Genomic DNA, 26,078 nt, shown 5'->3' on the forward strand with positions numbered 1-26,078 from the left:
GCAGCGCGTGAGACGGTCATGACGCAGTATCGATGCCCTGTCCCCTACCGTGGGAACAGCCGGCGCAGATGCTGCGCGGATCACCTCACAGGCAGGAGACGGACGCATGAAGATCGAAGTTTGGCAGGGCGACATCACGACCCTGGCGGTGGATGCGATCGTCAACGCGGCCAATGAGACATTGCTCGGTGGCGGCGGTGTCGACGGTGCGATCCATCGTGCCGCCGGCCCGGCACTGCTGGCCGAATGCGAACAGTTGCCGGAGCTTCGCCCGGGCGTGCGTTGCCCGACCGGCGAAGTGCGCGCCACCGGCGCCTACGCATTGCCGGCGCGGCATGTGCTGCACACGGTGGGACCGGTCTGGCACGACGGCCAGCGTGACGAACCGGCGCTGCTGGCCAACTGCTACTGGAAGTCGTTGCAGCTGGCGGAATCCCTGGGCGTGCAGTCGATCGCGTTCCCGGCAATCAGCTGCGGCGTGTACGGCTATCCGCTGTACCAGGCCGCGCAGATCGCTGTAACCGAAACGCTGGCGTGGCAGCGCAGCCATGCACAGCCGATGCGCATCGTGCTGGTTGCGTTCAATACCGCCACCGCCAAGGCCTACCAGCAGGCGCTGGCAGCGGCCGGGCAGAGCATGGAGAGCGAGTCGCGCAGCCCGCTGCTGCCGCCACTGGGCGATACAGGCTTCGCTGCCGCACATTGAGCCGCACTGTTCCGCGGAAAAGAAAAGGCCGGGCATTGCCCGGCCTTTTCCGTTGCATCGTCGATGTCATCCACACAGGGGGTGGATCTGCCTCAACGGCTCGCCGCTTCCACCGCAGCGTCATCGTCGGCAACGGCTGCTGCGTCGGCCGCGGCACGTGCCGCCGAGGCAGCGGCGCCGTCGGCGCTGGCCCCATCCACCTGCACGCGCACTTCCACCAGGCCCGCGCCGTTGTTCACGCTGGTCACGTCGACGGTGTAGTGGCCGGCCGGCAACGTTTCCTGCAGGCGTGCGTTGGTGCCATTGCCACCATCGTCGTCGGACAGCTCGACATTGGCGCCGACCACGCGCAGCACGGTGTCGACCTGGCTGGAGATCGCATCCAGGCGCACGTCGGCCGGACGATCCAGGGTCAGCAGGAAGCGGCGGCGACCTTCGTTGTCGAGCATCGTGTACACGCTGCCCGTGCTCGGCAGTGCGGTGCCATCGCGCTCGACCAGATTGCCCGGCAGTTCGATGCGGGTCGCCGACAGGGTGAACATGCCAGTGACGCCGTCACCGAGGCCGCGCGCGGTCAGGGTGTACTTGCCCGGCTTCAGCGACAGGCTCAGGCGCGAGTTGGTGCTGTCGCTGCTATCGTCGTTCTCGGCATCCACGCCCTGGCCGGACACCTTCAGCACCGGATCGAAGGCATCCGACACCAGCCGGATCTCGTACAGGCCTTCCTTCTCCACCTGCAGGATGTAGTCCTGCGAGTCGCCGCCCAGCATGTCGACGATCTCGCCACCGCCCACCAGTGGCTTGCCGTCGTACGGCTTCAGCTTCTCGGCACGCAGGCGGTACGGACCGAAGGCGGACGGGCCATCGGCATTGACCGCCACCTGGTAGGTGCCGCCACCATTGGCACGGAATGCCACCGAGACGTCGCCCTCGCGCTCGTAGACGGTATTGCTGGTGGATACCAGGCTGCCGTTGTTGAACACGGCGATCGAACCGCTGAGCCTGCCGGTCAGCTTCAGGCCAACCAGGTCGTTGTCGTCCAGCTTGATCTGGTAAAGCTGGTGATGGCTGCCGTCGTTGAAGTTGATGCCGCTGCGCGTGGTGATCTCGCCGGACACCGGCTTGTCGAATTCGAGCGACGCGGCCTTGCCCGCATCCATGCCCGCACCGATGCGGTTGCAACCGCCGGCGACCAGGACCGCGGCAACGGCCAGTGTAAGTGCTGCCAAACGCATGTTGTTTCTCCTTGGCCTTCCATGTCATTCCCACGTACCGGCCGGGTACGCGGGGGCGGAAAAGATACCCGCAAAAGCAAACGCCGGCGTGATGCCGGCGCTGCCTTTTCATCCAGCAATGGAACCGATCAGCCGTTCCACTTGCCCAGCGCGGCCAGGCCGTTGTCCTTGGCGCGCTCGTACACGGTCTTCTGGGCAGCAGCGTAGTTGCCCTTCATGTCCTTGGCCCACAGCTTCAGGGCGGCCTGCTGCATGGCGCGGCCGTAGGAGAAGCTCAGCGGCCACGGCAGGTTGCCCAGCTGGTTCATCGCGTTCAGGTGCTCAGTCGACTGTTCGTCGGTCTGGCCACCGGACAGGAACACCACGCCCGGCAGGATCGCCGGCACGGTGCTCTTCAGGCACATCACGGTCGACTCGGCCACTTCCTCGACGTCGGCCTGCTCGTCGCAGCCCTTGCCGGAGATGACCATCGATGCCTTCAGGATGGTGCCTTCCAGCAGCACGTTCTGCTGGTACAGCGCATCGAACAGCGAGCGCAGGGTGGCTTCGGTGACTTCGTAGCAGGTCTCGATGTCGTGGTCGCCGTCCATGATCACTTCCGGCTCGACCATCGGCACCAGGCCGCATTCCTGGCACAGGGCGGCATAACGGGCCAGCGCGTGGGCGTTGGACTCGATGCAGGTGCCCGAAGGGATGCTCTCACCGATGTTGATGACCGCACGCCACTTGGCGAAGCGCGCACCCAGCTTGTAGTACTCCTGCAGGCGCTCGCGCAGGCCGTCCAGGCCTTCGGTCACCAGCTCGCCCGGGCAGCCGGCCAGCGGGTGCGCACCCTTGTCCACCTTGATGCCCGGAATCATGCCGTGGTCGGCCATGTACTTGGCGAACGGCACGCCGTCCCTGGTCGACTGGCGGATGGTTTCGTCGTACAGGATGGCGCCGGAAATGTGCTCGTTGAGCTTCGGCGTGGTCAGCAGCAGTTCGCGGTAGGCGCGACGGTTCTCCTCGGTGTTCTCGATACCGACGCCAGCGAAACGCTTGGCGATGGTAGCGGTGGATTCGTCGATCGCGATGATGCCCTTGCCCGGGGCAACCATGGCCTGGGCGGTTTCAGCCAGCTGTTCGATGCTCATGTACTTCCTGTGGCGGGTGCGGGAAAAACGTAAGTATAGCCCCGCCACCCGTTGCCTCGACGTCGAGGCCAGGATGGAAACGATTCCAATGTCCGCACAGGACAGACGTTGACCTGCCACGACCGGGCCAGAGCCACGTTGGCGTCCGGCCCCGGGGGCCGGACCCGCGCAGGGTTCCGGCCCGATGCAGTCCGTCTCTTACAGATCGCCCAGGCCGCTGGCGCGGCCGTCTTCGCCCACTTCCAGCAGGCGCAGGGTGTTGGTCGCACCCAGGGTTTCCATGTGCTCGCCACTGGTGAACACCACGCGGTCACCGGCCTGCAGCAGTTCCGATTCCACCAGCAGGCGGATGCTGCCGCGTGCGGCTTCGCGCGGGGTCAGGCCGCGGCTGTCGAAATTGATCGGATAGACATCGCGCATCAGCGCCATCTGGCGACGGGCACCGTCGTGGCGAGTCACCGCGAACACCGGCGCCTTGGCGCGGAAACGCGACAGGTAGCGTGCGGTACCGCCGGATTCGGTCATCGCCACGATCGCGCGCACGCCCACGTGCTGCGACAGGAACATGGTGGCCATGGCGATGGCCTGGTCGGCACGTTCCAGGTTGCGCGGCGAGGCGTTGAAGTCGGTCTCGGTCTGGAACTGGCGCTCGGCACCCAGGCAGATGCGCGCCATCGCTTCCACGGCCTTGACCGGATAGGCGCCGGCGGCGGTTTCGGCCGAGAGCATCACCGCATCGGTACCGTCGATGACCGAGTTGGCCACGTCCAGCACTTCGGCACGGGTCGGGATCGGGCTTTCCACCATCGACTGCAGCATCTGCGTGGCGGTGATCACCACCTTGTTCTGCGCCAGCGAGGCCTTGATGATCTTCTTCTGCAGGCCCGGCAGTTCGGCATCGCCGATTTCCACGCCGAGGTCGCCACGGGCGACCATCACCACGTCGCTGGCCTCGACGATTTCTTCCAGGTTCTCGATCGCTTCGGTACGTTCGATCTTCGACACCAGCGCGGCATCGCAGCCGTGCGAGCGGGCGATGTCACGCGCGTCGTTCATGTCCTGCGCGTTGCGGCAGAACGACACGGCGATGAAGTCGACGCCGATCTTGGCAACGATGCCGATCAGTTCCTTGTCACGCTCGGTCAGCGCACCCAGCGACAGGCCACCGCCCTGCTTGTTCAGGCCCTTGCGGTCGGACAGCACGCCATCGTTGAGCACGGTGTTGACGATGCGGTCACCCTGCACTTCCACCACCTGCAACTGCATCAGGCCGTCATCGAGCAGCAGCACGTCGCCCGGGCCCACGTCCTGCGGCAGGCCGAGGTAGCTGACGCCGACCTGGCTGGCACTGCCGGGGCCGGCGTTCTCGCTGGCGATCAGGTCGAAGCGGTCGCCCGCCTTCAGCTGCACCTTGCCTTCGGCGAAGCGCTCGATGCGGATCTTCGGGCCCGGCAGATCGGCCAGGATGCCCACTTCCACGCCGACGCGGGCCGCAGCGGCGCGCACTTCGGCGGCACGCTTGGCCTGGCCGGACGGATCGCCGTGGCTGAAGTTCAGGCGCACCACGTTGACGCCGGCGCGGAACAGATCCTCCAGCACGCCCGGCGGATCAGTGGCCGGGCCGAGGGTGGCAAGGATCTTGGTGCGACGCTGACGCTCGAACATGGTGAAAGGGCCTCTCCCGATAAAGAACGGAAATTAGCACATCCTTCACGCCGCATGTATACGGTTACAGCCTTGTGCTGCCTGACTTCGCGGGTCATGGAACGGACATGGTCCGGACATACGCTGGCGCAGGGAGTTCTGTAGAGCCGAGCCCGTGCCCGGCTCTACAGGGAGCTAGGCCAGCAGCGTTTCCAGCTGTGCCGGCTCACGGGCCAGCTGGCCGGCGCCGGCTTCGGTGAGTTCCGCTTCGCCGCCAAAGCCCCACAGCACACCGACACTGCGCAGGCCGTGGTGACGCGCGCCTTCGATATCCATGCGGCGGTCGCCGATCATCCAGCACTGTGCGGGCTGCACCTGCAGCCGGCGCAGCGCCTCGCCGACCAGCTCCGGCTTGTGGCTGCGCGAGCCGTCCAGGGTCGAGCCGATGATCTCCTCGAACAGCCCGCCGAATGGCAGGTGGGCAAGGATGCGGCGCGCATGTGGCTCGTTCTTGGCGGTGACCACCGCCAGGCGGTGGCCACGACCATGCAGCGTGCGCAGGGTGTCTTCCACCTGCGGGTACACCGTGTGCTCGCGCCAGCCCTCGGCGTCGAAGCGTTCACGGTAGTAGCCCACCGCCTGTTCCACCCGCGCCGGTTCAACGAACAACGGCGCGAAGGTGGTGCGCAGCGACGGACCGATCCAGCCCAGCAGTGTCTCCTGCGGCGGTACCGGATGGTCCATCTTCTGCAGCGCATAGGCGATGCACGCGGTAATGCCGACCTGCGAATCGATCAGCGTACCGTCGAGGTCGAAGAACAGGACATCCCTGCTGCGATCGGTGCTCATGCGCCGCGCGCGTCGAGGGCCGCCACGGCCGGCAGCGTCTTGCCTTCCAGGAACTCCAGGAACGCACCACCGCCGGTGGAGATGTAGCTGACGTCGCCAGCGATATCGAACTTGTCAACGGCGGCCAGGGTGTCACCGCCGCCGGCGATGGAGAACGCCTTCGAGCTGGCGATGGCGCGGGCCAGCGCTTCGGTGCCCTTGCTGAAGGCTTCGAATTCGAACACACCGACCGGGCCGTTCCAGACCACGGTGCCGGCCTTCTCGATCAGCTGTGCGTACTGCGCCGCGGTCTGCGGGCCGATGTCCAGGATCAGATCGTCCTCGGCCACGGCGTCGACCGCCTTCACTTCCGCCACGGCATCGGGCAGGAACTGCTTGGCGGTGACCACGTCGACCGGCAGCGGAATGTCGGCGCCACGCGCCTTGGCATCGGCCACGATCTTCTTCGCGGTGTCCAGCAGGTCCGGTTCGTACAGCGACTTGCCGACGTTGTAGCCGGCGGCGGCGATGAAGGTGTTGGCGATGCCGCCACCGACGATCAGCTGATCGACCTTGCCGACCAGGTTGGCCAGCAGTTCCAGCTTGGTGCTGACCTTGCTGCCGGCGACGATGGCCAGCAGCGGCTTGGCCGGAGCATCCAGCGCCTTTGCCAGCGCATCCAGTTCGGCCATCAGCAACGGGCCACCGGCGGCGACCGGAGCGAAGCGGATCACGCCATGGGTCGAGGCCTGGGCGCGGTGCGCGGTGCCGAACGCGTCCATCACGAACACGTCGCACAGCGCGGCGTACTTCTTCGACAGGGCCTCGTCATCCTTGCCCTCGCCCACGTTCATGCGGCAGTTTTCCAGCAGCACCAGCTGGCCCGGCTGCACGTCGACACCGTCGACCCAGTCGCGCACCAGCGGCACTTCGCGGCCGAGCAGCTCGGACAGGCGTGCGGCGACCGGCGCCAGCGAATCGGCCTCGCTCCACACGCCTTCCTTCGGGCGCCCCAGGTGCGAGGTGACCATCACCGCCGCGCCCTGCTCCAGCGCGCGCTTGAGCGTCGGCAGCGAAGCGGTGATGCGCTGTTCGGAGGTGATGCGGCCATTCTCGATCGGCACGTTCAGATCCTGGCGGATCAGCACGCGCTTGCCGGAGAGGTCGAGGTCGGTCATGCGGACGATGGACATGGGCAACTCTTTGGCTCAGGGACGGGATGCCGGGCTACGGCAGACGGCCATTGTATCGGGTGCGGGTGGTGGGAGGGCCGATGCCTGCGGCAGGCAGAGGCGCAACAGCAACAGCCAGAGCCAAAGCCAAAGCGCTGGCGCCTTGTGATGCTGTGGGTGGGCCGGGGTGGGGTGGGCTGGCAGGGGACGCCGTGAATCCATCCCTGGAGGCTTGGCAGCCGCATCCATGCGGCTGACACCCCTGCCAGCCCACACCACCCCGGCCTCGACAGGTTCATGAGGCAGAGCGGATGGCAAAGGCAGAAGCAGGAACGATTTCTGGTGTCGGGAAAAAAATGGAGAGCCGAGCATGGGCTCGGCTCTACAAGGAGCGCGCAGCCAAGCTGCTTTTGCTTTTGCTTTTGCTTTTTGCTCTTCTTTTTTCTCTTCCGTGGGTGTACGCACACGGAAACTGTCAGAGGTCGGGCGGGTGGGCTGGGCAGGGGTATCCGCGCCATGGATGGCGCGGCTAAGCCTCCAGGGACGGGTTTACGGCGTCCCCTGCCCAGCCCACCCGCCCGGCCAAGCGCAGCTTTGCAGTCGAGCAAGCTCGACTCTACCGACGCTACGGCCACCCACGAGGGGCTGCGCCGTTCGCCGGAACCTACGCCGAAGGCGCCGGCTTCTGCCGAAGCAGGCTGACCGCCAGGCCGCCAACAACCAACACCCCCAGCCCCAGCAACGCCCACAGCAGCCACGACTTCCAATCATGCTGCGGCTTCAGCGCCGCCTCGCCGGCCAGCGGCTCGGGGCTCCCCTCCAGCCGCGCCAGCGTCGGCTGCCATGACGGATCATTGCGTTGGCGCAGTTCCTCGATCAGCACACCGATCGGCGCCTCCATCCGGCGCGCGGTCGAACTGCCGACGGCCAGGGCATACGGCGCCGCGCCCTGGCTCAGGAACACCAGCACCTCCGGCTGGTAGCCCAGGCGCAGCGTAGGCGCGGTGGCCGTTTCGGCAGGATTCGCAACCAGCTTCCAGTAGCGGTCGCGATGCACGCCCCCCAGCGACTGGGCCGCCGATTGCTGGCGTTGGCCCTGCGCGCCCTGCTGCAGCTGGTAGGCGATCCACGGCGCACTGCGGCGCTGCCACTCCGCGCTCTCATCATCGCGGCTGAACAACGTCCACTGCACCAGGCTGTTGTCGGCGCTGGCCACGTCCGCACGCGCGACCGGGAAACGGCCGTCCAGTTCGAAGGTGTATTCGCCCTTGCCCTTCGTAACCGGCTCCAGCGACAACCATTCCCACGGCAGCGTGGCCGGGGCAGGCGGCAGTTCAGCCAGCACGCTGTGCAGGGTCGGCAGGCGTGCATCGCCCTGTGCGAGCACGCGCAGATAGCGTGCCTCACCGTCCACCTGCAGGCGGCGCTGCAGCAGGCGCTTGCCGGCGCGCTGCAGGTCCACCAGCGGAATGTCGCGCCCGACCGCACGCCAGTGCTGCAGATCATCGCTGGCATCCAGCTGCACCTGTGCCTGCAAGGGCTGGCCACTATCGGCCCAGTCCAGCACCAGCGCCGCCACCGGCTGCTGGCCGAGCACGCTGGCGTCGATCAGCCAACCGCCCTGCCCGTTCGCCACCGCACCGCCCCCCACGCGCGCCTCGACCCGGCGTACGCGGCCATCGGTATCGCGTTCGGTCAGCAGCTGCAGATCGTTGCGCTGTGCTTCGGCCAACGGCGGCAGTGCGAACCACGGCAGCTCCCGCTGCACCGGCGGCTGTGCCAGCGGCTGATCCGGCGCCAGCAGCGCCGAGGGCAACGATTGCCCCGCCGCATTGAACACCTGCAGATCGCCCAGGTCGGCAGCGCCGGCACGGCGATAGATCGCCGGTTCCAGGACCACCCTGTATGCACCGGACTGTGCGCTGGACAGCGTCAGCGGCCACTGTTCGGCGTACTGGCTGCGGTAATCGGCAGCCTGCGCCACGACGGCGGCCAGCATGCCGAACATCACCGGCAGCAGCGCCCTGCTCCACTTCCTCATTGTTTTTCCTCCACGGACAGCGCCGCGCTGGGCGGTGCCGGTGCCAGATAACCCACGACCGTGCACAGCAGGCCGTAGGCGATGAACGATGCGATGCCCAGCAGGTTGCCCAGGTGCTGGCGATCGACGATGACCAGCTTGGCCAGCACCACGCCCATCAGCACGGCGCCGACCATCCACAACACGCGCTGGCCGCGGCGCGAGCCCCAGACCCAGGCAATCACGCCGAGCACGCTCCACAACACGGTCAGGCTGGTCTGGGCCAGGCTGAAACGCATCATCGATGCGTTCCACGCCAGGCCGCCCCACTGATGCACGCCATGCAGCACCACGCTGGTCAGCGCAACGAAGATGGCCAGTGACAGCAGCGGCATGCGGATGTTCAGCAGTGCCTGCGGCGCCTGATCGCTGTACAGCCAGCGCGCCAGCAGCAGCAGGCTCAGCCACTGCGCAAGCTCGGCCGGATTCAGCACCGGCAGCCACAGCAGCGGGGCAGCGTCGCCCGGCAACAGCTGGCCCAGCAGCCAGCCGATCGAGAGCAGGCCGAACAGCACGCACTGCAGCGGCGTGCGTACGCGGTCAAACGCTTCACCCAACGGCCAGCGCAGCATGTTCCAGCGCCACAGCGACAGCGCTGCCATCAGCAGCCACGGCAGCGTGACCAGCAGGGTCGTCCAGCCCTGTGCCAGCCCCGCCTCGCCGCCGCCCCAAAGGGCCAGCAGCGAGAGCAGCGACGGCCACAGCAGCCACCACAGGAACTGCGCGATGCGTGCCACGGTGTTGCCGCCCTGGCGCAGGCACAGCAACGTACGTACGCCCAGCGCCGCGAACAGTGCCCAGGCCAGCGCGCCATAGCCGGCGAACGGCTGGTGGTGGGCATCGCTCTGCAACAGGGCCAGCGGGAAGCCCAGCGCCAGCATCGCCAGTGCCGTCACGCCCAGCGCACGGGCTGGCTGGTGGCGCTGTGCTTCGGCGGCCAGCCATGCCGTGACCGCCGCCAGCACCAGCAGCGCATCCACTTCGGTGCGGTACGGGAAGAAGCGGGTGATCTCATGCACCAGTCCACCCAGCCACCACAGCAGGCCCCACAGGTAGTAGACCAGCGCGATCTCGTGGCGCGACCGGCGCTGGTAACTCCAGGCCGACGCAAAGCCAGCCACGGCCAGCAGCAGCGCGCCGATGGCGGTGGGATTGATCAGGAAGCGCAGGTCCTCGTGCCAATGATCGCCGCCGGCCACGAAGGCGAATGCAGCGCCGATCTGCAACAGCGCACCGGACACCTGTGGCAACCATCGCTTCTGGCGCAGCCCCAGCCATGCCAGCCCCGCACCTTCCAGTGCGAACACCGCGCCGGTGGCGCGCGCCGACAGCGCCAGCGGCACCGCCAGCGTGGCAAAGCCCACTGCCAGCACCGCATGCGACTGCGCCAGCACGGTGTACGACGCCCGCCTGATCAACGCCCACGCCAGCACCGCATAGATCGCGGCCAGGCCCAGCGCGCACAGCGCCAGCGTCATCGGCTGCTCGTGCAACATGCCCGCCTGCAGCGAGAATGCGACCAGCGGCGTGCCGAACACCAGGCTGCCATCGACCAGGTCACGCCGCCCGGCCGGCTGGCGACGCGCGTACAGCAGCGGGATCAGCAGGTAGAACGCGAAGAACAGCAGCAGGAACGGTTCGGTGCTGCTGAACTTGTCCGGCGCGTACTGCAGCACGCCCCAGAACGTACCGATGCCGAACGTGAAGGCGAAGCCCAGCAGGTTCAGCGCGCGCCACGGGCGGAACCAGGCAATGGCGAAGATGCCCGCGTTGAGTACCGCGTAGTAACTGAACAAGCCCACGTGGTTGCCACTGCCGGTGGACAGCCACAGCGGCGCCATGAAGCCGGCGAGGATGCCCAGCACCGCCAGCGTGCGCGAATTCTGCACCACTGCCAGCACGCACAGCCCGGCCACCAGCGCGATCGAGCTGGCGAAGGCGAAGCCCGGCGGAATCAGCTCGAATCGCTTGAACGCCGCGAAGATGGTCAGCAGCAGCACGCCAATGGCGCCGCCCTGCAGGGCCAGCGCGAACATCCGCCGGCGCTCGCGCTGGTGCCAGCCGAACGCGAGCAGCCCCAACGCGCCGACGGTGACGCCAGCCAGGCGCAGTTCGATCGGCAACACCAGCCAACCCTGGTCGCTGACGTACTTCAGGAGCGCGGCGACACCGGCCAGCAGCACCAGCATGCCGATCTTGACCGGTACGTTGCCTTCGGTGAACCAGCGTTTGACCGCACCGATGCCGCGCTCGATGAAATTCGGCAGCGCCGGTTCTGGCGGCAACGGCGGCTGCACCGGCACCGGCGGTACCGGCGGTGGTGCAGCAGGACGGGGCGCAGGTGCCTCGGTGGGCGCGACCTCTCGCACCGGCGGTTCTGGAGGTTGCGGTGCAGCCGCAGCGACCGGCCGCAGGAACGGTGGATCGGCACTGGCCGCGGGCGTGACCACCGGCCGTTCAGGCGCGGGCGTGGTGACGGCCGGCTTGGCAGCGGCAGGCACAGCGGCCATCGCGCTTTCCAGCGCGGCGACACGACGGCGCAGGCCGGCAATCATCACCAACGCCACTACCAGCAGCAGCGGGATGGCCAGCAGGACCAGTACGACCAGGGCTATCAGTGCTTCCATTGCGTGCTTCCATTGCGTTCCCGCGCCCCAGCGGCAGCGGTCGACCGCCCCATGCTACGACAGGGCTGGCCCCATAAACGACGAACCCCGGCCAGGCCGGGGTCCGTCTTCGATCTACACCGGCCTTACTTGGCGGCGATGACCTTGGCCATTTCCAGGCACTTGTTCGAGTAGCCCCACTCGTTGTCGTACCAGGTCACCAGCTTGACGAAGGTGCCGTCCAGGGCGATGCCGGCATCGGCGTCGAACACCGAGGTGCAGGTTTCGCCGCGGAAATCGGTGGCCACCACCTTGTCTTCGGTGTAGCCCAGGATGCCCTTCAGCGGGCCTTCGCTCTGCGCCTTCACTTCAGCGCAGATCTCGGCGTAGGTGGCTTCCTTTTCCAGCTCGACGGTCAGGTCGACCACCGACACGTCCGAGGTCGGGACGCGGAAGCTCATGCCGGTCAGCTTCTTGTTCAGTTCCGGGATGACCACGCCGACGGCCTTGGCCGCACCGGTGGACGACGGAATGATGTTTTCCAGGATGCCACGGCCGCCGCGCCAGTCCTTGTTGGACGGGCCATCGACGGTCTTCTGGGTGGCGGTGGCCGCGTGCACGGTGGTCATCAGGCCGCGCTTGATGCCCCACTTGTCGTTGATGACCTTGGCCAGCGGGGCCAGGCAGTTGGTGGTGCACGAGGCGTTGGAGATGATCGCCTGGCCGGCGTAGGTCTTGTCGTTGACGCCGTAGACGAACATCGGCGTGTCGTCCTTCGACGGGGCCGACATGATCACCTTCTTGGCGCCGGCATCGATGTGCTTCTGCGCGGTTTCCTTGGTCAGGAACAGGCCGGTGGCTTCCAGCACCACGTCGGCGCCGACTTCGTCCCACTTCAGGTTGGTCGGGTCGCGTTCCTGGGTCAGGCGGATCTTCTTGCCGTTGACCAGCAGGTCGTTGCCCTGCACCGACACCTCGGCCTTGAAGCGGCCGTGCACGGAGTCGTACTTGAGCATGTACGCCAGGTAGTCCGGCTCCAGCAGATCGTTGATGGCCACGATTTCGATGTCGTCGCCGAAGTTCAGCACCGCCGAGCGCAGGACGTTGCGCCCGATGCGACCGAAACCGTTGATACCAACCTTGATTGCCATGTTCTCAAGCTCCTGCGGCCGCGACAGGTGCGGCGGGATGGATAGGGCCCATAAGTCTAGCAAACCGGGGCTGGCCACCGTGGGCCAGCGCCTCCGGCGGAAGGCCGGCGGACAGGATTTGATCCGGATCAAAGCGTTAGCGCGGCGTGAGGCCGACACTGGCCCCATCCACCCAGCAACGAGATCACCCCCATGCGCAAGACCTCCCCCCTGATCCTGGCCGGCCTGGCCGCCGCCCTGTCCCTCGCCGCCGCCCCCGCCATGGCCCAGTCCAAGGGCGACTGGACCGTTTCGGCCGGCGTGCACCAGGTGGCGCCGAAGTCGAACAACGGCTGGCTGGCCAACGGCACCCTGAAGGTCGACGTCGACAACGACGTCAAGCCGACCATCACCGGTGAGTACTTCATCGCCGACAACCTGGGCATCGAAGTGCTGGCCGCGCTGCCGTTCAAGCACGACATCAACATCAACGGCCTCGGCCGCGTCGGCAGCACCAAGCAGCTGCCGCCGGTGGTGACCCTGCAGTACCACTTCAACAGCAAGGGCAAGGTGTCGCCGTTCATCGGTGCGGGCGTGAACTACACGACCTTCTTCAGCGAAGACACCACCGGTGCGCTGAAGGACAGCCGCCTGAAGCTGCAGGATTCGTGGGGCCTGGCCGCGCATGTGGGCGTGGACTTCGCGATCAGCGAGAAGGGCGCCCTGCGCGTGGACATGCGCTGGATCGACATCGACAGCAAGGTGAAGTTGAACGGCGAGAAGATCGGCACGGTCAACATCGACCCGCTGGTCTACGGCGCGTCCTACGTCTTCAAGTTCTAAGCGGTGTGTTGAGCGCGGGGGCTTCGCCCCCGCTCCCCCGCTACACGCAAAACCCTCGCAGCATGTTGCCCCGGTGATTGCCGGGGCTTTTTTGTTGCTGGGACTGAAGCGGTTCCGGAGCTGGGGCAAGGCGGGGAGCGGAGCCGGGACACGCCGTAAACCCATCCATGGGGGCTCGATGGCGCCATCCATGGCGCCAACGGTCCCGGCCCCGCTCCCCGCCTCGCCCCTTCCCATCACTGCGCGCGTGCCAGCTCAAGCAAAGGCAAGAGCAGAAGCAGAACCTGTACATCCGAGGCGTAATGGTTGCCTGCAATTGCAGGAGGCAGGTTTTGATCCTGCATTTGATTTTGATGTTGCTTTGACCTTTGCATTCGCCTCCGCGGCCATGTCTGATGGGGGCTGCAGCGCCTGCCCCTGCAGCCCACCCACTTCGAAACGGGAACGCGCCGCTCTTCAATCCACCTACCCCCGGCTAGAATGTGCGCATGAAAGCCCTGCACTCCCTCTTCCTCGCCGCCGCCCTGGCGCCGGCCCTGCTGTCCGTCTCCGCCCCCGCCCATGCCTGGGGCGCGCAAGGCCACCGCCTTGTCGCCGAAGTCGCAGACGCCCGACTCACCCCTGCCGCCCGCGCCGAAGTGGATCGCCTGCTGGCCACTGAACCGGACGCCACCCTCGCCAGCATCGCGCCCTGGGCCGATCAGCTGCGCGCCAAGGACCCGGGCCTGGGCCGTCGCTCGGCCGGCTGGCACTACGTCAACATCGCCGAAGACAACTGCCATTACGAAGCACCGAAGCACTGCAAAAACGGCAACTGCATCGTCGAGGCGCTGAAGGCACAGAGCGCCATCCTCGGCGACCGCAGCCTGACCGACGGCGAGCGCCTGCAGGCGCTGAAGTTCGTCGTGCATCTGGTCGGCGACATCCACCAGCCGATGCACGCCGGCTATGCCCACGACAAGGGCGGCAACGATTTCCAGCTGCAGTTCGGCAACCGTGGTACCAACCTGCACTCGCTGTGGGACAGCGGCATGCTCAACACCCGCAAGCTGGACGACGCCGCCTATCTGCCACTATTGCAGAGCCAGCGTGCGCCGAAGCTGGTGCGCCAGTCCAACCCGCAGCGCGACCCGCAGACGTGGGCTGAGGCCAGCTGCCGCATCTCCATGCAAGCTGGCGTTTATCCGGCATCGCGTAAAATCGGCGACGAATACACCGAGCGCTACCGGCCGCTGGCTGAAGCGCAGCTGCGACTGGCCGGTGAAAACCTGGCGCAGTTGCTGAACCGCGTGCTCGGCACGCGCTGAGGAGCATGCAAATGGCAGTCCAGGTGCAGTCGTTCTTCCACCGTGACAGCAATACCTTCAGCTACCTGGTCAGTGACCCGGCCAGTGGCGAGGCAGCGCTGATCGACCCGGTCCTGGACTACGACCCGGATACTGATGCCAGCAGCGAATCGCCGTTGCACGCCGCGTTGCAGGCCATCGAGCAACAGGGCCTGCAGTTGCGTTGGCTGCTGGAAACCCATGCCCACGCCGACCATGTGTCGGCCGGGCGCCGGCTCAAGCAGCACTTCCCGCAGGCCACGCTGGCCATCGGCGAAGGCATCCGCGCGGTGCAGGCCACTTTTGCGCCGCGCTATGGCCTGCAGCTACCAGCGGCCGATGAAATCTTCGACCACCTGTTCAGCGATGGCGAAATCTTTGCGCTTGGCGAACTGCGCGGCCAGGTGATCGCCGTGCCCGGTCACACCAGCGATAGCATCGCCTACCTGATCGGCGATGCGCTGTTCACCGGCGACTCGCTGTTCATGCCCGACGGCGGCACCGCCCGCTGCGATTTCCCGGGCGGTGATGCAACGCAGCTGTACCGCTCGATCCAGCGCCTGCTGGCGCTACCCGATGCCACCCGCGTGTTCGTCTGCCACGACTACGGCCCGGGCGGCCGCGACTTCGCCAACGAAACCACCATCGGCGAACAGCGCGCGCACAACATCCACGTGCACGATGGCGTGGCCGAGGCGGAGTTCGTCAGCGTGCGCCAGGCCCGCGATGCCACGCTGGAAGAACCAAAACTGATGCAGCCGGCGGTGAAGGCCAACATCCAGGGCGGGGCCTGAGGTCCAGGAGGACAGCAAGAGAAGCGCCTATCCGATGCTCGCCTCGTGATAGGTGGTTTCCTCCAACAGGTCATCCTGCGACGTTCCAACAAAGATCTCTCTCGACAGGACCCGGTTCTTGTTGAAGCGAATGCGCACGTTGTAACTCTCTGAGGCATCCCCGCCCTGCAACATCAGGCTGCCGCCCTTGGAGCTGAGATCAATCGTCGCACTGGAAAGATCCACCAGATCGAAATAGGCGGAACGCGGAACAACCAAGGCAGCACCATTGACTCGGATCTGCAGCGATTCCACTCCTTTGCAGGGGCGCGCGCCTTCGCAGACTACGTAGCGCGGATCGTCGGCCGTTGTAGCACGAATGCCCAGTCGCACTTCGACCTTCATACCCGGAGATTGCGCGGTCAGAAGCTCCGTTGGCTTGCCCCCGATGTGCACTGAAACCGCTGCAGCCGTCGAGCCTGATGCCAGCATCAGCAGAACGAGTAAAAGCGAACGCTTCATGTGAGATCCCGCGGCGAGAAGAACGGGGTAAGGGCGGGTATTGGCTGCTGGACCTTCGCAGACCCGCTTACCTCAATCCAGTCCACAATCCACTACCAGATCCTTGCGCGTCAGAACGGGAACCTGCGCCGCAAGGTCAACACCCATGAACTGTACGTAGATCAGGCCTTTCTGGTCTGCGCGCTTGTTGCCGAGCAGCACTCGATCCTTACCTCTTGAATGCTCCGTGCCGACCAGCACGAATCCACGGGTCGGGCTCAGATCCCGGTTCCATCGAACGCCATCGTAGGAAGGATGATTCCCGATGTAGACATCAATGTCCTTGCCAGCCAGCTTCAACAATCCCTGTTCAAAATCCAGTCCCGGGGCCTTCACGTGGTAGCTGTCACCGGCCCGAAGGAAAATGCACACCCCGAACTCGCGGCTCATCGGCGTTGGAGCGTCGCCGTCGCGGTGCGTACATGCACCGAGGCAGCCCAGGCAGGCAAGGAAAAGCAGCCTCTTGCTATTGGCTCGCATAGCTGCACCCTCTCACGATGGTTCTGTCCTTCCTGGGATCCAGAACATCTTCCAGATTCTTCCCATCCGGCCTGGCGCCATTGAAGTTGCGGCTCATGGTGCCGCCAGCCACCGGGTTACGCCCGGAACCGGCTATTGTCAACAACCCTCTTACATCTTCGTGCCCGACAGCAAGCCCGCCGCTACCGCCCCTGCATCCGCACCACATGCTGCCCCTTCACGATCTCGAAGGTGAAGGCGTACTGCAGGGTCACCGCCACCGGCTCGATGCGCTCCGCGCCGCGGCAATCGCCGCGATCCGCCGGCACCTTGCCCGGTGCGAAATGGCAGACCGCCGCCGACGAGTACTTCCACATCGCCACCGCGTCCTGAGCCGCCTGCAACAAGGGCGCGTTCTCAGGTGCGGCCCCGGCTGTGCACTCGGCACGATCGGTCAATGGCAGGCTGCGTTCCACACCGCCATCGGCGTCCACCACCACCTGCAGGCAGATGGTGGTGGGTGCCAGCTCCGCGCGCGGATCACGATCACCGACCTCCGGGTCCGGTGCCGCATAGAGCTGCGGCATCCGGTAGCCCTCGCTCGCGCCCAGCGAGTACGCCTGCACCTGTCCATCGCCGTCGCCGGTCTGCGGCCGCAGGCGCTGGTGGCCGACATTCTCGCTGCGGGTATCGACGGTGGCCAGCCGGCCCTGGGTCGCGCACCCTGCCAACAGCGCCGCCATCATCAACAGCGGCGCGTGCTTCACTTCGCGTCCTCGGTATCGTCCATCGCGAAGGTGATCGGAATACGCACGGCAGCGGCCACCGGCTTACCGTTCTTCATTGCCGGACGATAGGTCCAGCTGCGCGCAGCAGCCACCGATACCGCATCGAACACGCCCGGATTGGTAGCGCTGAGCACCTGGACATCGGCGGGACGCCCCTGTGCATCCACCTCCACGCGCAGGTTCACCACGCCCACCTGGCGTTGTTCGGCCGCAGACTTCGGATAGGACGGCGGCGGCATCTTGTCGACCTGGACGGGTCGGTCCAGCCCAGCCCTGGCTGCGTCTTCCTGAGCGTATTCAAACGGCTCGACCCCGATCCTCGGCGCTCCCGCCGTACCACTCTGGCTGGCCCACGCCACCGCTCCCATCCCCAGGCACACCCCGATCACCAGCACCTGGCCCGACACCCACGGCAATGCCTTCCGCTTGGACTGCTTCAACATGGCGATACGCTCCTTCAACACGGGTTGGCTGCGCCAATGGCAGACCGCGGGCGCAACCGGATGGACCAGCTGCGCTTTCAGCAGCGTGCTGGCGTAGAGGCCGCGCAGCGCAGGCTGCGGGGCCATGGTGCGGGCATCACAGGCCAGTTCCTGCTCGCGCAGGAAACGGCGTGCGGCCCAGGGCAACAGCGGGTGGAACCAGAACACCGTGCGCATCAGCAGCAGCGCACCATTGGCCCAGTGGTCGCCATTGCGACGGTGGCTGCGCTCGTGCTGCAGGATCAGGTCCTGCTCCTGTGCGCTGAACTGCTGGTCGAACGCCGGGCCGACCACGATGCGTGGCCGCCACAAACCGACCAGCGCCGGCAGCCCGGGATCACCGCTGGCCTGCCAGCTGCCATCGGCACGCGGCCGCAGCAGGCCCATATGCCGCTCGAAGCGCCGCTGCGCACGCAGCTCGCGCAGCAGGCAGACGCCCATCCCCAGTACCCAGGCCACCAGCAACAAACCGGCCCATGGCAGCGAATGACCGCTCGCGCCCTCGAGGGCGCCTGGCATCACCTTCAGCGGCAGCGTCGGCACCTGCTGCAGCAATGCAACCCGGGGCAGCGGCACCAGCAGCGCCACCATCAGCAAGGGCAGCAACCACCAGCTGCGATAGGCCAACCCAGCGCCCCCCAGCCGCACCAGCAAGGGCCGCAGCGCGGCCAGCACGACCACGCCCACTGCCAGCCACAGGCTGGCCTGCCACAGTCCGTCGAGCAGCTCAGTCATGGTCCAGCTCCTGGATCAACTTCTTCAGTTCGGCGATGTCCTGCGCGCTCAGCTGGCCGCGTTCGCTGAAGTGCGCCACCAGCGGTGCCACGCGGCCTTCGAAGACGCGGCCGATGAAGTCCTGGCTCTGTGCCTCCACCCACGCCTGGCGCTGCAGCAGCGGCCGGTAAAGATAGCGCCGGCCATCACGTTCGGCGGCGATCGCGCCCTTGGTCAGCAGGCGGTTGAGCAGGGTCTTGATAGTCGGCTCGGCCCAGTCGCGGTGGGCCAGTGCGGCCACCACCTCGTCGGCGCTACGCGGTGCCTGCTGCCACAGCACCTCCATCACAACGGCTTCGGCTTCGCTGATCGGGGTCATGGTTTACATCCGTAATCGACGAATTGATTACGCGCGTAATCGAACCTCATGTCAAGCCCCTCGACTCCGGGTTCATCCCGGCTGCGCCAGCATCGGTTCCTCCCGCCCCAGGCCCCGGATGAAAGCGCTGCCCAAGGAAGATTTCCCGGTCGAGCAGGCCCGCCGCTTCCTCGAACCCGGTCCGATCGTGCTGGTCAGCACCGCGTGGCGCGGCCAGCGCAACCTGATGACGATGGGTTGGCACATGGTGATGGGCTTCTCGCCTTCGCTGGTCGCCACCTACCTGTGGCACGAGAACCACAGCCACGCATTGGCGCGCGGCAGCGGCGAGTGCGTGATCAATGTTCCCGGCGTGGAGCTGCTCGATACGGTCGTGGACATCGGCAACTGCAGTGGCCGCGAGGTCGACAAGTTCGCCCGTTTCGGGCTCGATGCACTGCCCGCGCGCGAGGTCGGCGCGCCGCTGGTCGGGCAATGCCATTCGTGCTTCGAGTGCCGCTTGTACGACGACAGCCAGGTGGCGTCGAACAACCTGTTCATCTGGGAAATCGTGCGCGCCCATGTTGCGCCCCGGCCGAAACTACCGCGCACGATGCATTACCGGGGCGATGGGCAGTTCATGGTGTCCGGCGCCGAAGTCTCGCGTCGACGGCGGTTCAAGCCCGACATGCTGTAATGCCGGCACTCCCCCCAGACGCAGGACCGCCCCGCATGACCGAACACCTCACCGACCTGGACGCCGCTGTCGACTGGTTGTTTGCGCGCGTGGACGGGCCGCTGCGGATCGGGGCGCCACTGGCACTGGGCAAGCCGCACCGGCTGCTCAATGCCCTGTATGCACGCGTCGAGCAGGATCCGTCGCGGCCGCTGCAGCTGTATACCGCGCTGTCGCTGAACCCGCCGAAGGCGCGCGGCAACGGCCTGGAAGCGCGTTTCATGGCGCCGTTCGCGCAGCGTCACTTCGGCGATGATTTTCCGCGCCTGGCCTATGCCGATGCGATCGCGCGCGACGCGTTGCCGGCACATGTGCAGGTGGAAGAGTTCTACATGCAGTCCGGCGCCCTGCTCGGTTCGCGGCAGGCGCAGTCCAGCTATACCAGCCTGAACTACACCCACGCCGCCGATGCGGTCGCCCAGCGCGCGCCGCAGGTGATCGTGCAGAAAGTGGCGATGCGCCCGGATGACCGGCGGCTCTCGCTGTCGTGCAACAACGACATTACCCAGGACACGCTGGATGCCATCGCCGCGCGCGGACTGCCGCGCCCGCTGCTGGTCGCCGAGATCGATCCGCAGCTGCCCTACCTGGGCGGCTCGGCCACCGTCGATGTGTCGTTCTTCGATCTGGTGATCACCCCGCCACCGCCGTACCCGGCGCTGTTCGGCCTGCCCCGCCAGCCGGTTGGCGATGCCGACTATGCCATCGGCCTGTATGCCAGCACCCTGGTACGCGATGGCGGCACGCTGCAGATCGGCATTGGCACGCTGGCCGATGCGCTCAGCCATGCACTGGTGCTGCGCCACACCGACAACGTGCGCTACCGCCGCGTGCTGCACGCGCTTGATCCGCAGCTGGCCAGCCATCCGCTGGTGCAGGAAATCGGCGGGCTGGACCCCTTTGAAGTGGGCTTGTACGGCTGCAGTGAAATGCTCAACGAGGGCTTCCGGCGGCTGGTACAGACCGGGGTGATCAAGCGCAAGGTGCACGACGACCTCGCGCTGATGCAGCGCATCGAGAACGGTAGCACCCTGTCGATCGACCATGCCACGCTGGCTGCCGAAGGCGAGTACCTGCACGGCGCGTTCTACCTGGGCTCACCGGAGTTCTACGAATGGCTGCGCACCCTGCCGGAAGACGAATGCCGCGCGATCGGCATGCGCCGCATCAGCGAGATCAACCAGCTGTACGGCGGCAACGAGACGCTGGAGCGCCTGCAGCGCCGTCATGCGCGCTTCTTCAACTCCTGCATGATGGCCACCGCACTGGGTGCGGCGGTCTCGGACGCGCTGGATGACGGCCGCGTGGTATCCGGGGTGGGCGGCCAGTACAACTTCGTGGCGATGGCACATGCCCTGCCGGAAGCCCGCAGCGTGCTGATGTTCCGCGCCGCGCGCGACGACAAGGGCCAGCGCGAATCCAATGTGCGCTGGAACTATGGCCACACCACCATCCCGCGCCACCTGCGCGACATCTACCTCAACGAATACGGCATCGCCGATCTGCGCGGGTTGACCGACGAGGACTGCGTGCAGGCGATGGCCGCGATCACCGAGGCACCGTTCCAGTCCGGCCTGCTGCAGCAGGCGCACGCCGCGCGCAAGCTGTTGAGGGCCACGCCGCCGGATCCCGAACGCCTGCAGCGCAACACGCCGCAGTCACTGGCCGCGGCACTGGCACCGTTCCGCGCCGATGGCAGCCTTCCGGACTATCCGCTGGGCAGCGACTTCAACGAGATCGAACAGGTGCTGGTGAAGGCGCTGGGCTGGTTGAAGGCCAACACGCAGACCCGTGGCGACAAATTGCGCACGGTGTGGGCGGCGCTGCGCCAACCGGCCGGTGATGGCGATGCGGTGTACCTGCAGCGCATGGGCCTGCAGGCACCGAAGGATTTCGCCGAGCGCCTGGACGCACGCCTGCTGCGCCTGGCGCTGGCGCGCACCGCCTGAAAAAAGGGGACGGAGGGGATTAAGTCGTTTCTGCACAAACGACTTAATCCCCTCCGTCCCTTTTCTCATCCACGCATGGCGCGGATCTACTGTCCGATCCTCACCGAATCCTCAAGATGCAGGCGGGCAATCGGTGGATGCTCTCGATGCTCGACCTGCCACAGGTCATAGGCCGCCTGCATTGCCAGCCACATGCGCGCATTGCCCAGACCTGCAAGCTCAAGGCGGAATGCAAGCTCCGCGGAGATACCGGCGTGCCCGTTGATGATGGTCGACAGCTGTCCGCGGGAATAACCAAGATGCTGCGCCAGCGCACTGATGGACATGCTGATCGCCGGCAGTATGTCTTCGCGCAGCGATTCCCCGGGATGCGGCGGATCATGCAACGGCATCGAGCAGACTCCTAGTGGTAATCGAGGTAATCGACCAATTCGACGTCGAGCCCACGAAAGCGGAATACCAATCGCCAACTCGCGGAGACACTTACAGCCCAGTAGCCGCTATAGCTTCCGCGCAGAGGATGCAGGCGATTTCCAGGCAAGCCCATGTCTCCAGGACGCTGGGCTTGGTCCAGCTGGTGAAGCAAGCGCCGCAACCGCCCCGCATGATCGGCACGAACGCCTGAAATGTCGCCCCGTTCATAGAGCGCCTTCAGACCCCTGTGCCTGAAGCTGACGATCACGCGGCACCAGTGTAAGGCATCACCTTACACCCCGCAAATCCACCATGGTTTTCTGCGCCGATCTTCTTGTCCATGACCACTTCTGAGGGTGCCTCGGCAGGCCCTCCTTTTCGCAAGGAATGCAGGTCAGATGAAGAGGCCAACGCGACACTGGTGCCGCTGGGTGGAACATTTCGGGCAAAGGAGAAGGGGACGGAGAGGATAAGTCGCATGTGCACAAACGACTTAATCCCCTCCGTCCCCTTTTTCTCCACTCTGAAGAACGAAAAAGGCCGGCGTGTGCCGGCCTTTCCCTTGTTGCACCGCGAGGCGGCTTACAGCGACTTCGCAGCTTCCACCACGTGGGCGGTGGTGATGCCGAAGTGCTTGTACAGCTGGTCGGCCGGGGCCGAGGCACCGAAGGTGTCGATACCGATCACCGCACCGTCCAGGCCGACGAACTGGCGCCAGAAGCCGGTGACGCCGGCTTCCACGGCCACGCGCTTGCGCACGGCGTTCGGCAGCACCGATTCGCGGTAGGCCGCATCCTGGCGCAGGAACACGTCGGTGGACGGCATCGAGACCACGCGGGTCTTGAGGCCGGCCGCATCCAGCTGAGCCTTGGCTTCGGTCGCCAGCGAGACTTCCGAACCGGTCGCGATCAGGATCACGTCCGGGGTACCGGCGGCATCGGCCAGCACGTAGCCACCGCGCTCGATCTGGGCGATCTGCTCGGCGTTGCGCGGCTGGTGCGGCAGGTTCTGGCGGCTGAACACCAGGCAGCTCGGGCCGTCCTGGCGGGTGATCGCGGCCTTCCAGCTCACTGCCGACTCGACCGCATCGCACGGGCGCCACACATCGTTGTTCGGGATGTAGCGCAGCGAGGCCAGGTGCTCCACCGGCTGGTGGGTCGGGCCGTCTTCGCCCAGGCCGATCGAGTCGTGGGTGTAGACGTGGATGGCATGGGCCGGGATCAGCGCGCTCATGCGCACGCCGTTGCGCGCGTAATCGCTGAACACCAGGAAGGTGGCGTCGAACGGAATGAAGCCACCGTGCAGCGCCAGGCCATTGGCAATCGCGGTCATGCCGAACTCGCGCACGCCGTAGTACACGTAGTTGGCGTTGGCGTCGTCGCTGGCGACCGACTTGCTGCCCTTCCACAGGGTCAGGTTGGAGTGCGCCAGGTCGGCCGAGCCGCCGACGATTTCCGGCAGCAGCGGGGCGTAGGCTTCGATGGTCAGCTGCGAGGCCTTGCGCGAGGCGATCGTCGGGCCTTCGGCGGCCACCTGGGCGATGTAGGCATCGGCCTTGGCAACGAAGTCGGCCGGCAGCTCGCCGTGCGAACGACGGGTCAGCTCGGACGCTTCCGCCGGATACTGGCTGGCGTACTTGTCGAACAGCTGCTCCCACTCGGCCTGGCGCAGGGTGCCGGCGCCATTGGCGCGCCAGCCGTCGTAGATCGCTTGCGGGATCTCGAACGGACCGTATTCCCAACCCAGCTGCTTGCGGGTGGCTTCCAGCTCGTCCTTGCCCAGCGGTGCGCCGTGGCTGGATTCCTTGCCCGCCTTGTTCGGCGAACCAAAACCAATGGTGGTGCGGCAGCAGATCAGGGTCGGCTTGTCGCTCTGCGACAGCGCGGCCTCGATGCCGGCCTTGATGCTGTCCGGGTCGTGGCCATCAACATCGCGGACCACGTTCCAGCCATAGGCCTCGAAACGCTCCGGGGTGTTGTCGGTGAACCAGCCCTCGACGTTGCCGTCGATGGAGATGTGGTTGTTGTCCCAGAAGCAGACCAGCTTGTGCAGGCCCCAGGTACCGGCCAGCGATGCCGCTTCATGCGACACGCCTTCCATCAGGCAGCCATCGCCCATGAACACCCAGGTGCGGTGGTCGACCACTTCCAGCTCCGGGCGGTTGAAGCGCTGTGCCAGCAGCTTCTCGGCCAGGGCAAAGCCCACGGCGTTGGCGAAACCCTGGCCCAGCGGGCCGGTGGTGGTTTCCACGCCCGGGGTCTCGTGGCGTTCCGGATGGCCGGCGGTGTGGCTGCCCAGCTGGCGGAACAGCTTCAGCTGCTCGATCGGCAGGTCGTAACCGCTCAGGTGCAGCAGCGCGTACTGCAGCATCGAACCGTGGCCGTTGGACAGCACGAAACGGTCGCGGTTGAACCAGTGCGGGTTGCTCGGGTTATGGCGGAGGTAGTCGTTCCAGAGGACTTCGGCGATGTCGGCCATGCCCATGGGCATGCCGGGGTGGCCGGACTTTGCGGTTTCAACCGCATCGGCGGCAAGGAAGCGGATGGCGTTGGCCAACTGGCGACGGGTAGGCTGCGTCATGGTTCTGTCGGAATCGGGAGGCGGCCGCGGACGTGCGGGCGGCCTATTGTCCCATAGTCACCGGGCAGGGGTCAGTTCCAGCTTGCCCGGTCGTGCCGGCCGCTGGCCGGCAGTTGCGCAGAATTCAATGAAGATCATGAAGTTGCCGGCCAGCGGCCGGCACTACCGCCCCCGGAGTTCGGGGGCGGGAATCTGGACTCAGTCCTGCTGCGGACCCAGCGCCGGGCCGTCGTGGGACTCGCCCTTGGCCACCAGGGTGGTCAGGGCCAGGTCGCCGGTCACGTTCAGTGCGGTACGGCACATGTCCAGGAAATGGTTCACGCCCAGGATCAGGCCGATACCCAGCGGGTTCACGCCGACCATCGCGCAGATCATCGCCACCACCGGCAGCGAGCCCGACGGCACGCCGGCGGTACCGATGCCACCGAGGATGCACACCGCCATCACCATGAACTGCTGGCCGATGCTCAGGTCCACGCCGAAGAACTGGGCCAGGAAGATCACCGTCACGCCCTCGAACAGCGCGGTGCCGTTCTGGTTGGCGGTGGCGCCGACGGTCAGCACGAAGCGCGACACGCGCTGCGGCAGGCCCATCTGGTCGGCCACGCGCAGCGCGGTCGGCAGGGTGGCGTTGCTGGAGGCGGTGGAGAACGCCATCACCGTCGCTTCCTGGGTATCGCGGAAGAACGACAGCGGCGAGCGGCCCGACAGCCACACGGCGGTGCCGTAGGTCACGATCATGTGCAGGCCCAACGCCAGCACCACCACGCCCACGTAGGCGCCGAGGCGGATGATCAGCTCGAAGCCGAACAGCGCGGCCAGGTTGAACATGAAGCAGGCCACCGCGTACGGGGCCAGGCGGATGACCAGGTTGATCAGGGTCATCGAGATTTCGAACACGCCTTCGATGGCGCGGCGCAGCGGAGCGACCTTCTCGTTGTCGGTCAGCACCATGCCGATGCCGAACATCAACGCGAAGAACATCAGCGACAGGATCGCGCCGTTGTCAGATGCGGCCTGCAGCACGTTGCTCGGCACGATCGACAGCAGCATGTCCATGCCCTTCGGCGTGCCATGGATGCCGGCCACGATCTCCTTGCTGCGCTCGGCGTTCTCCGACAGCATCATCGCAGCGACCTGCGGGTCGACGCCGGCACCCGGCTTGAGCACGTTGACCAGCACCAGGCCGATGCCCACGGCAATGCCGGACAGCAGCACGGTATAGGCCAGCGTCTTCCAGCCGATGCGGCCGAGGGCGCGGATGTCACCCATCTCCGACACGCCCATGATCAGCGCCGAGAAGATCAGCGGCACGATCAGCATGAAGATCAGGTTGAGGAACAGGCCCGACGCCGGGGTGGTGACGTAGTCCATTACCCACTTGGCACCGCCCTGCAGACCCTCGACGCTGCCGCCCAGGGCATGCACGGTCAGTCCCAGGACCAGGCCGATCGCAAAGCCGATGCCCATCTTCCAGTGCAGGGGCAACTTCTTCTTGTCGGCAGCAGCTGCTGTCATACGCGGGTTCCCTCGAAAAATGAATGCACTCTAACAAAGCGCGC

The 26,078-nt window shown here is 66.2% G+C and carries 23 protein-coding genes; 6 read left to right on the forward strand and 17 right to left on the reverse strand.

Going from position 1 to position 26,078, the window contains the following annotated elements:
- Positions 1–106: 106 nt before the first annotated feature.
- Positions 107–706 carry an O-acetyl-ADP-ribose deacetylase gene (locus K5L94_RS17750; RefSeq protein ID WP_053450647.1) on the forward strand — a complete coding sequence of 200 codons (600 nt, stop codon included), beginning with the start codon at positions 107–109 and terminating at the stop codon, positions 704–706.
- A 92-nt stretch (positions 707–798) separates the two neighbouring features.
- Here the strand turns inward: K5L94_RS17750 and K5L94_RS17755 are convergent, their stop codons facing one another.
- The 8 genes from K5L94_RS17755 to gap form a co-directional block, all read right to left on the reverse strand.
- Positions 799–1,941 carry a hypothetical protein gene (locus K5L94_RS17755; RefSeq protein WP_053450648.1) on the reverse strand — a complete coding sequence of 381 codons (1,143 nt, stop codon included), beginning with the start codon at positions 1,939–1,941 and terminating at the stop codon, positions 799–801.
- Positions 1,942–2,069: 128 nt separating this feature from the next.
- Positions 2,070–3,074: a class I fructose-bisphosphate aldolase gene (locus K5L94_RS17760; protein ID WP_053450649.1), complete on the reverse strand. Its 1,005-nt coding sequence runs from the start codon at positions 3,072–3,074 to the stop codon at positions 2,070–2,072.
- 198 nt (positions 3,075–3,272) lie between these two features.
- On the reverse strand, positions 3,273–4,739 hold the full coding sequence (gene pyk, locus K5L94_RS17765) for a pyruvate kinase (protein WP_053450650.1): 1,467 nt from the start codon (positions 4,737–4,739) through the stop codon (positions 3,273–3,275).
- Positions 4,740–4,913: 174 nt separating this feature from the next.
- Entirely contained in the window at positions 4,914–5,567 is a 654-nt protein-coding gene (locus K5L94_RS17770) for an HAD hydrolase-like protein (protein ID WP_053450651.1), read from the reverse strand.
- Positions 5,564–6,739, reverse strand: coding sequence for a phosphoglycerate kinase (locus K5L94_RS17775; protein WP_053450652.1), 1,176 nt, complete (start codon positions 6,737–6,739; stop codon positions 5,564–5,566). The genes K5L94_RS17770 and K5L94_RS17775 overlap by 4 nt, the downstream gene beginning before the upstream one ends.
- Before the next feature lie 643 nt (positions 6,740–7,382).
- A complete protein-coding gene (locus K5L94_RS17780) occupies positions 7,383–8,759 on the reverse strand; it encodes a DUF3999 domain-containing protein (protein WP_274511015.1) in 1,377 nt (458 codons plus the stop codon).
- The gene (locus tag K5L94_RS17785; RefSeq protein ID WP_274511016.1) at positions 8,756–11,425 is read right to left on the reverse strand and encodes a DUF2339 domain-containing protein; all 2,670 of its coding nucleotides are present in this window, start codon (positions 11,423–11,425) and stop codon (positions 8,756–8,758) included. The genes K5L94_RS17780 and K5L94_RS17785 overlap by 4 nt, the downstream gene beginning before the upstream one ends.
- A 125-nt stretch (positions 11,426–11,550) precedes the next feature.
- Positions 11,551–12,555, reverse strand: a complete 1,005-nt coding sequence (gap, locus tag K5L94_RS17790; protein ID WP_274511017.1) for a type I glyceraldehyde-3-phosphate dehydrogenase — start codon at positions 12,553–12,555, stop codon at positions 11,551–11,553.
- A 192-nt stretch (positions 12,556–12,747) separates the two neighbouring features.
- On the opposite strand from gap, the gene K5L94_RS17795 reads away from it, so the two are divergent.
- From K5L94_RS17795 to K5L94_RS17805, 3 genes are all read left to right on the forward strand, one after another.
- Complete coding sequence (locus tag K5L94_RS17795; protein ID WP_180879966.1) at positions 12,748–13,377, forward strand: OmpW/AlkL family protein; 630 nt, start codon at positions 12,748–12,750, stop codon at positions 13,375–13,377.
- Positions 13,378–13,865: 488 nt separating this feature from the next.
- On the forward strand, positions 13,866–14,684 hold the full coding sequence (locus K5L94_RS17800; protein WP_274511019.1) for a S1/P1 nuclease: 819 nt from the start codon (positions 13,866–13,868) through the stop codon (positions 14,682–14,684).
- A gap of 11 nt (positions 14,685–14,695) precedes the next feature.
- Positions 14,696–15,496, forward strand: coding sequence for an MBL fold metallo-hydrolase (locus K5L94_RS17805; RefSeq protein WP_274511021.1), 801 nt, complete (start codon positions 14,696–14,698; stop codon positions 15,494–15,496).
- 27 nt (positions 15,497–15,523) lie between these two features.
- On the opposite strand, the gene K5L94_RS17810 is transcribed toward K5L94_RS17805, so the two are convergent.
- The 5 genes from K5L94_RS17810 to K5L94_RS17830 form a co-directional block, all read right to left on the reverse strand.
- Positions 15,524–15,997, reverse strand: coding sequence for a hypothetical protein (locus K5L94_RS17810; protein ID WP_274511022.1), 474 nt, complete (start codon positions 15,995–15,997; stop codon positions 15,524–15,526).
- A gap of 72 nt (positions 15,998–16,069) precedes the next feature.
- The gene (locus K5L94_RS17815) at positions 16,070–16,426 is read right to left on the reverse strand and encodes a hypothetical protein (protein WP_154582894.1); all 357 of its coding nucleotides are present in this window, start codon (positions 16,424–16,426) and stop codon (positions 16,070–16,072) included.
- Between the two features lie 272 nt (positions 16,427–16,698).
- On the reverse strand, positions 16,699–17,262 hold the full coding sequence (locus K5L94_RS17820) for a hypothetical protein (RefSeq protein WP_274511023.1): 564 nt from the start codon (positions 17,260–17,262) through the stop codon (positions 16,699–16,701).
- Entirely contained in the window at positions 17,259–18,500 is a 1,242-nt protein-coding gene (locus tag K5L94_RS17825) for a M56 family metallopeptidase (RefSeq protein WP_274511024.1), read from the reverse strand. Before K5L94_RS17825 ends, K5L94_RS17820 begins: the two co-directional genes overlap by 4 nt.
- Positions 18,493–18,858, reverse strand: a complete 366-nt coding sequence (locus K5L94_RS17830) for a BlaI/MecI/CopY family transcriptional regulator (protein WP_012481135.1) — start codon at positions 18,856–18,858, stop codon at positions 18,493–18,495. Before K5L94_RS17830 ends, K5L94_RS17825 begins: the two co-directional genes overlap by 8 nt.
- A 118-nt stretch (positions 18,859–18,976) precedes the next feature.
- Here K5L94_RS17830 and K5L94_RS17835 point away from each other — a divergent pair, with 118 nt between their 5' ends.
- Both K5L94_RS17835 and K5L94_RS17840 read left to right on the forward strand, forming a co-directional pair.
- Entirely contained in the window at positions 18,977–19,534 is a 558-nt protein-coding gene (locus K5L94_RS17835; RefSeq protein WP_274511027.1) for a flavin reductase family protein, read from the forward strand.
- A 35-nt stretch (positions 19,535–19,569) separates the two neighbouring features.
- On the forward strand, positions 19,570–21,522 hold the full coding sequence (locus K5L94_RS17840) for an acetyl-CoA hydrolase/transferase C-terminal domain-containing protein (protein WP_274511028.1): 1,953 nt from the start codon (positions 19,570–19,572) through the stop codon (positions 21,520–21,522).
- An 86-nt stretch (positions 21,523–21,608) separates the two neighbouring features.
- On the opposite strand, the gene K5L94_RS17845 is transcribed toward K5L94_RS17840, so the two are convergent.
- The 4 genes from K5L94_RS17845 to K5L94_RS17860 form a co-directional block, all read right to left on the reverse strand.
- Complete coding sequence (locus K5L94_RS17845) at positions 21,609–21,914, reverse strand: HigA family addiction module antitoxin (protein ID WP_006465761.1); 306 nt, start codon at positions 21,912–21,914, stop codon at positions 21,609–21,611.
- Between the two features lie 11 nt (positions 21,915–21,925).
- Positions 21,926–22,204: a type II toxin-antitoxin system RelE/ParE family toxin gene (locus tag K5L94_RS17850; protein WP_080357201.1), complete on the reverse strand. Its 279-nt coding sequence runs from the start codon at positions 22,202–22,204 to the stop codon at positions 21,926–21,928.
- A 314-nt stretch (positions 22,205–22,518) separates the two neighbouring features.
- A complete protein-coding gene (gene tkt, locus K5L94_RS17855; RefSeq protein ID WP_274511029.1) occupies positions 22,519–24,516 on the reverse strand; it encodes a transketolase in 1,998 nt (665 codons plus the stop codon).
- Positions 24,517–24,714: 198 nt separating this feature from the next.
- Positions 24,715–26,034: a dicarboxylate/amino acid:cation symporter gene (locus K5L94_RS17860; RefSeq protein WP_006465816.1), complete on the reverse strand. Its 1,320-nt coding sequence runs from the start codon at positions 26,032–26,034 to the stop codon at positions 24,715–24,717.
- Positions 26,035–26,078 lie beyond the last annotated feature (44 nt).

The organism is Stenotrophomonas forensis, from assembly GCF_028752115.1.
In the GTDB taxonomy this organism is placed as follows: Bacteria; Pseudomonadota; Gammaproteobacteria; order Xanthomonadales; family Xanthomonadaceae; genus Stenotrophomonas; species Stenotrophomonas forensis.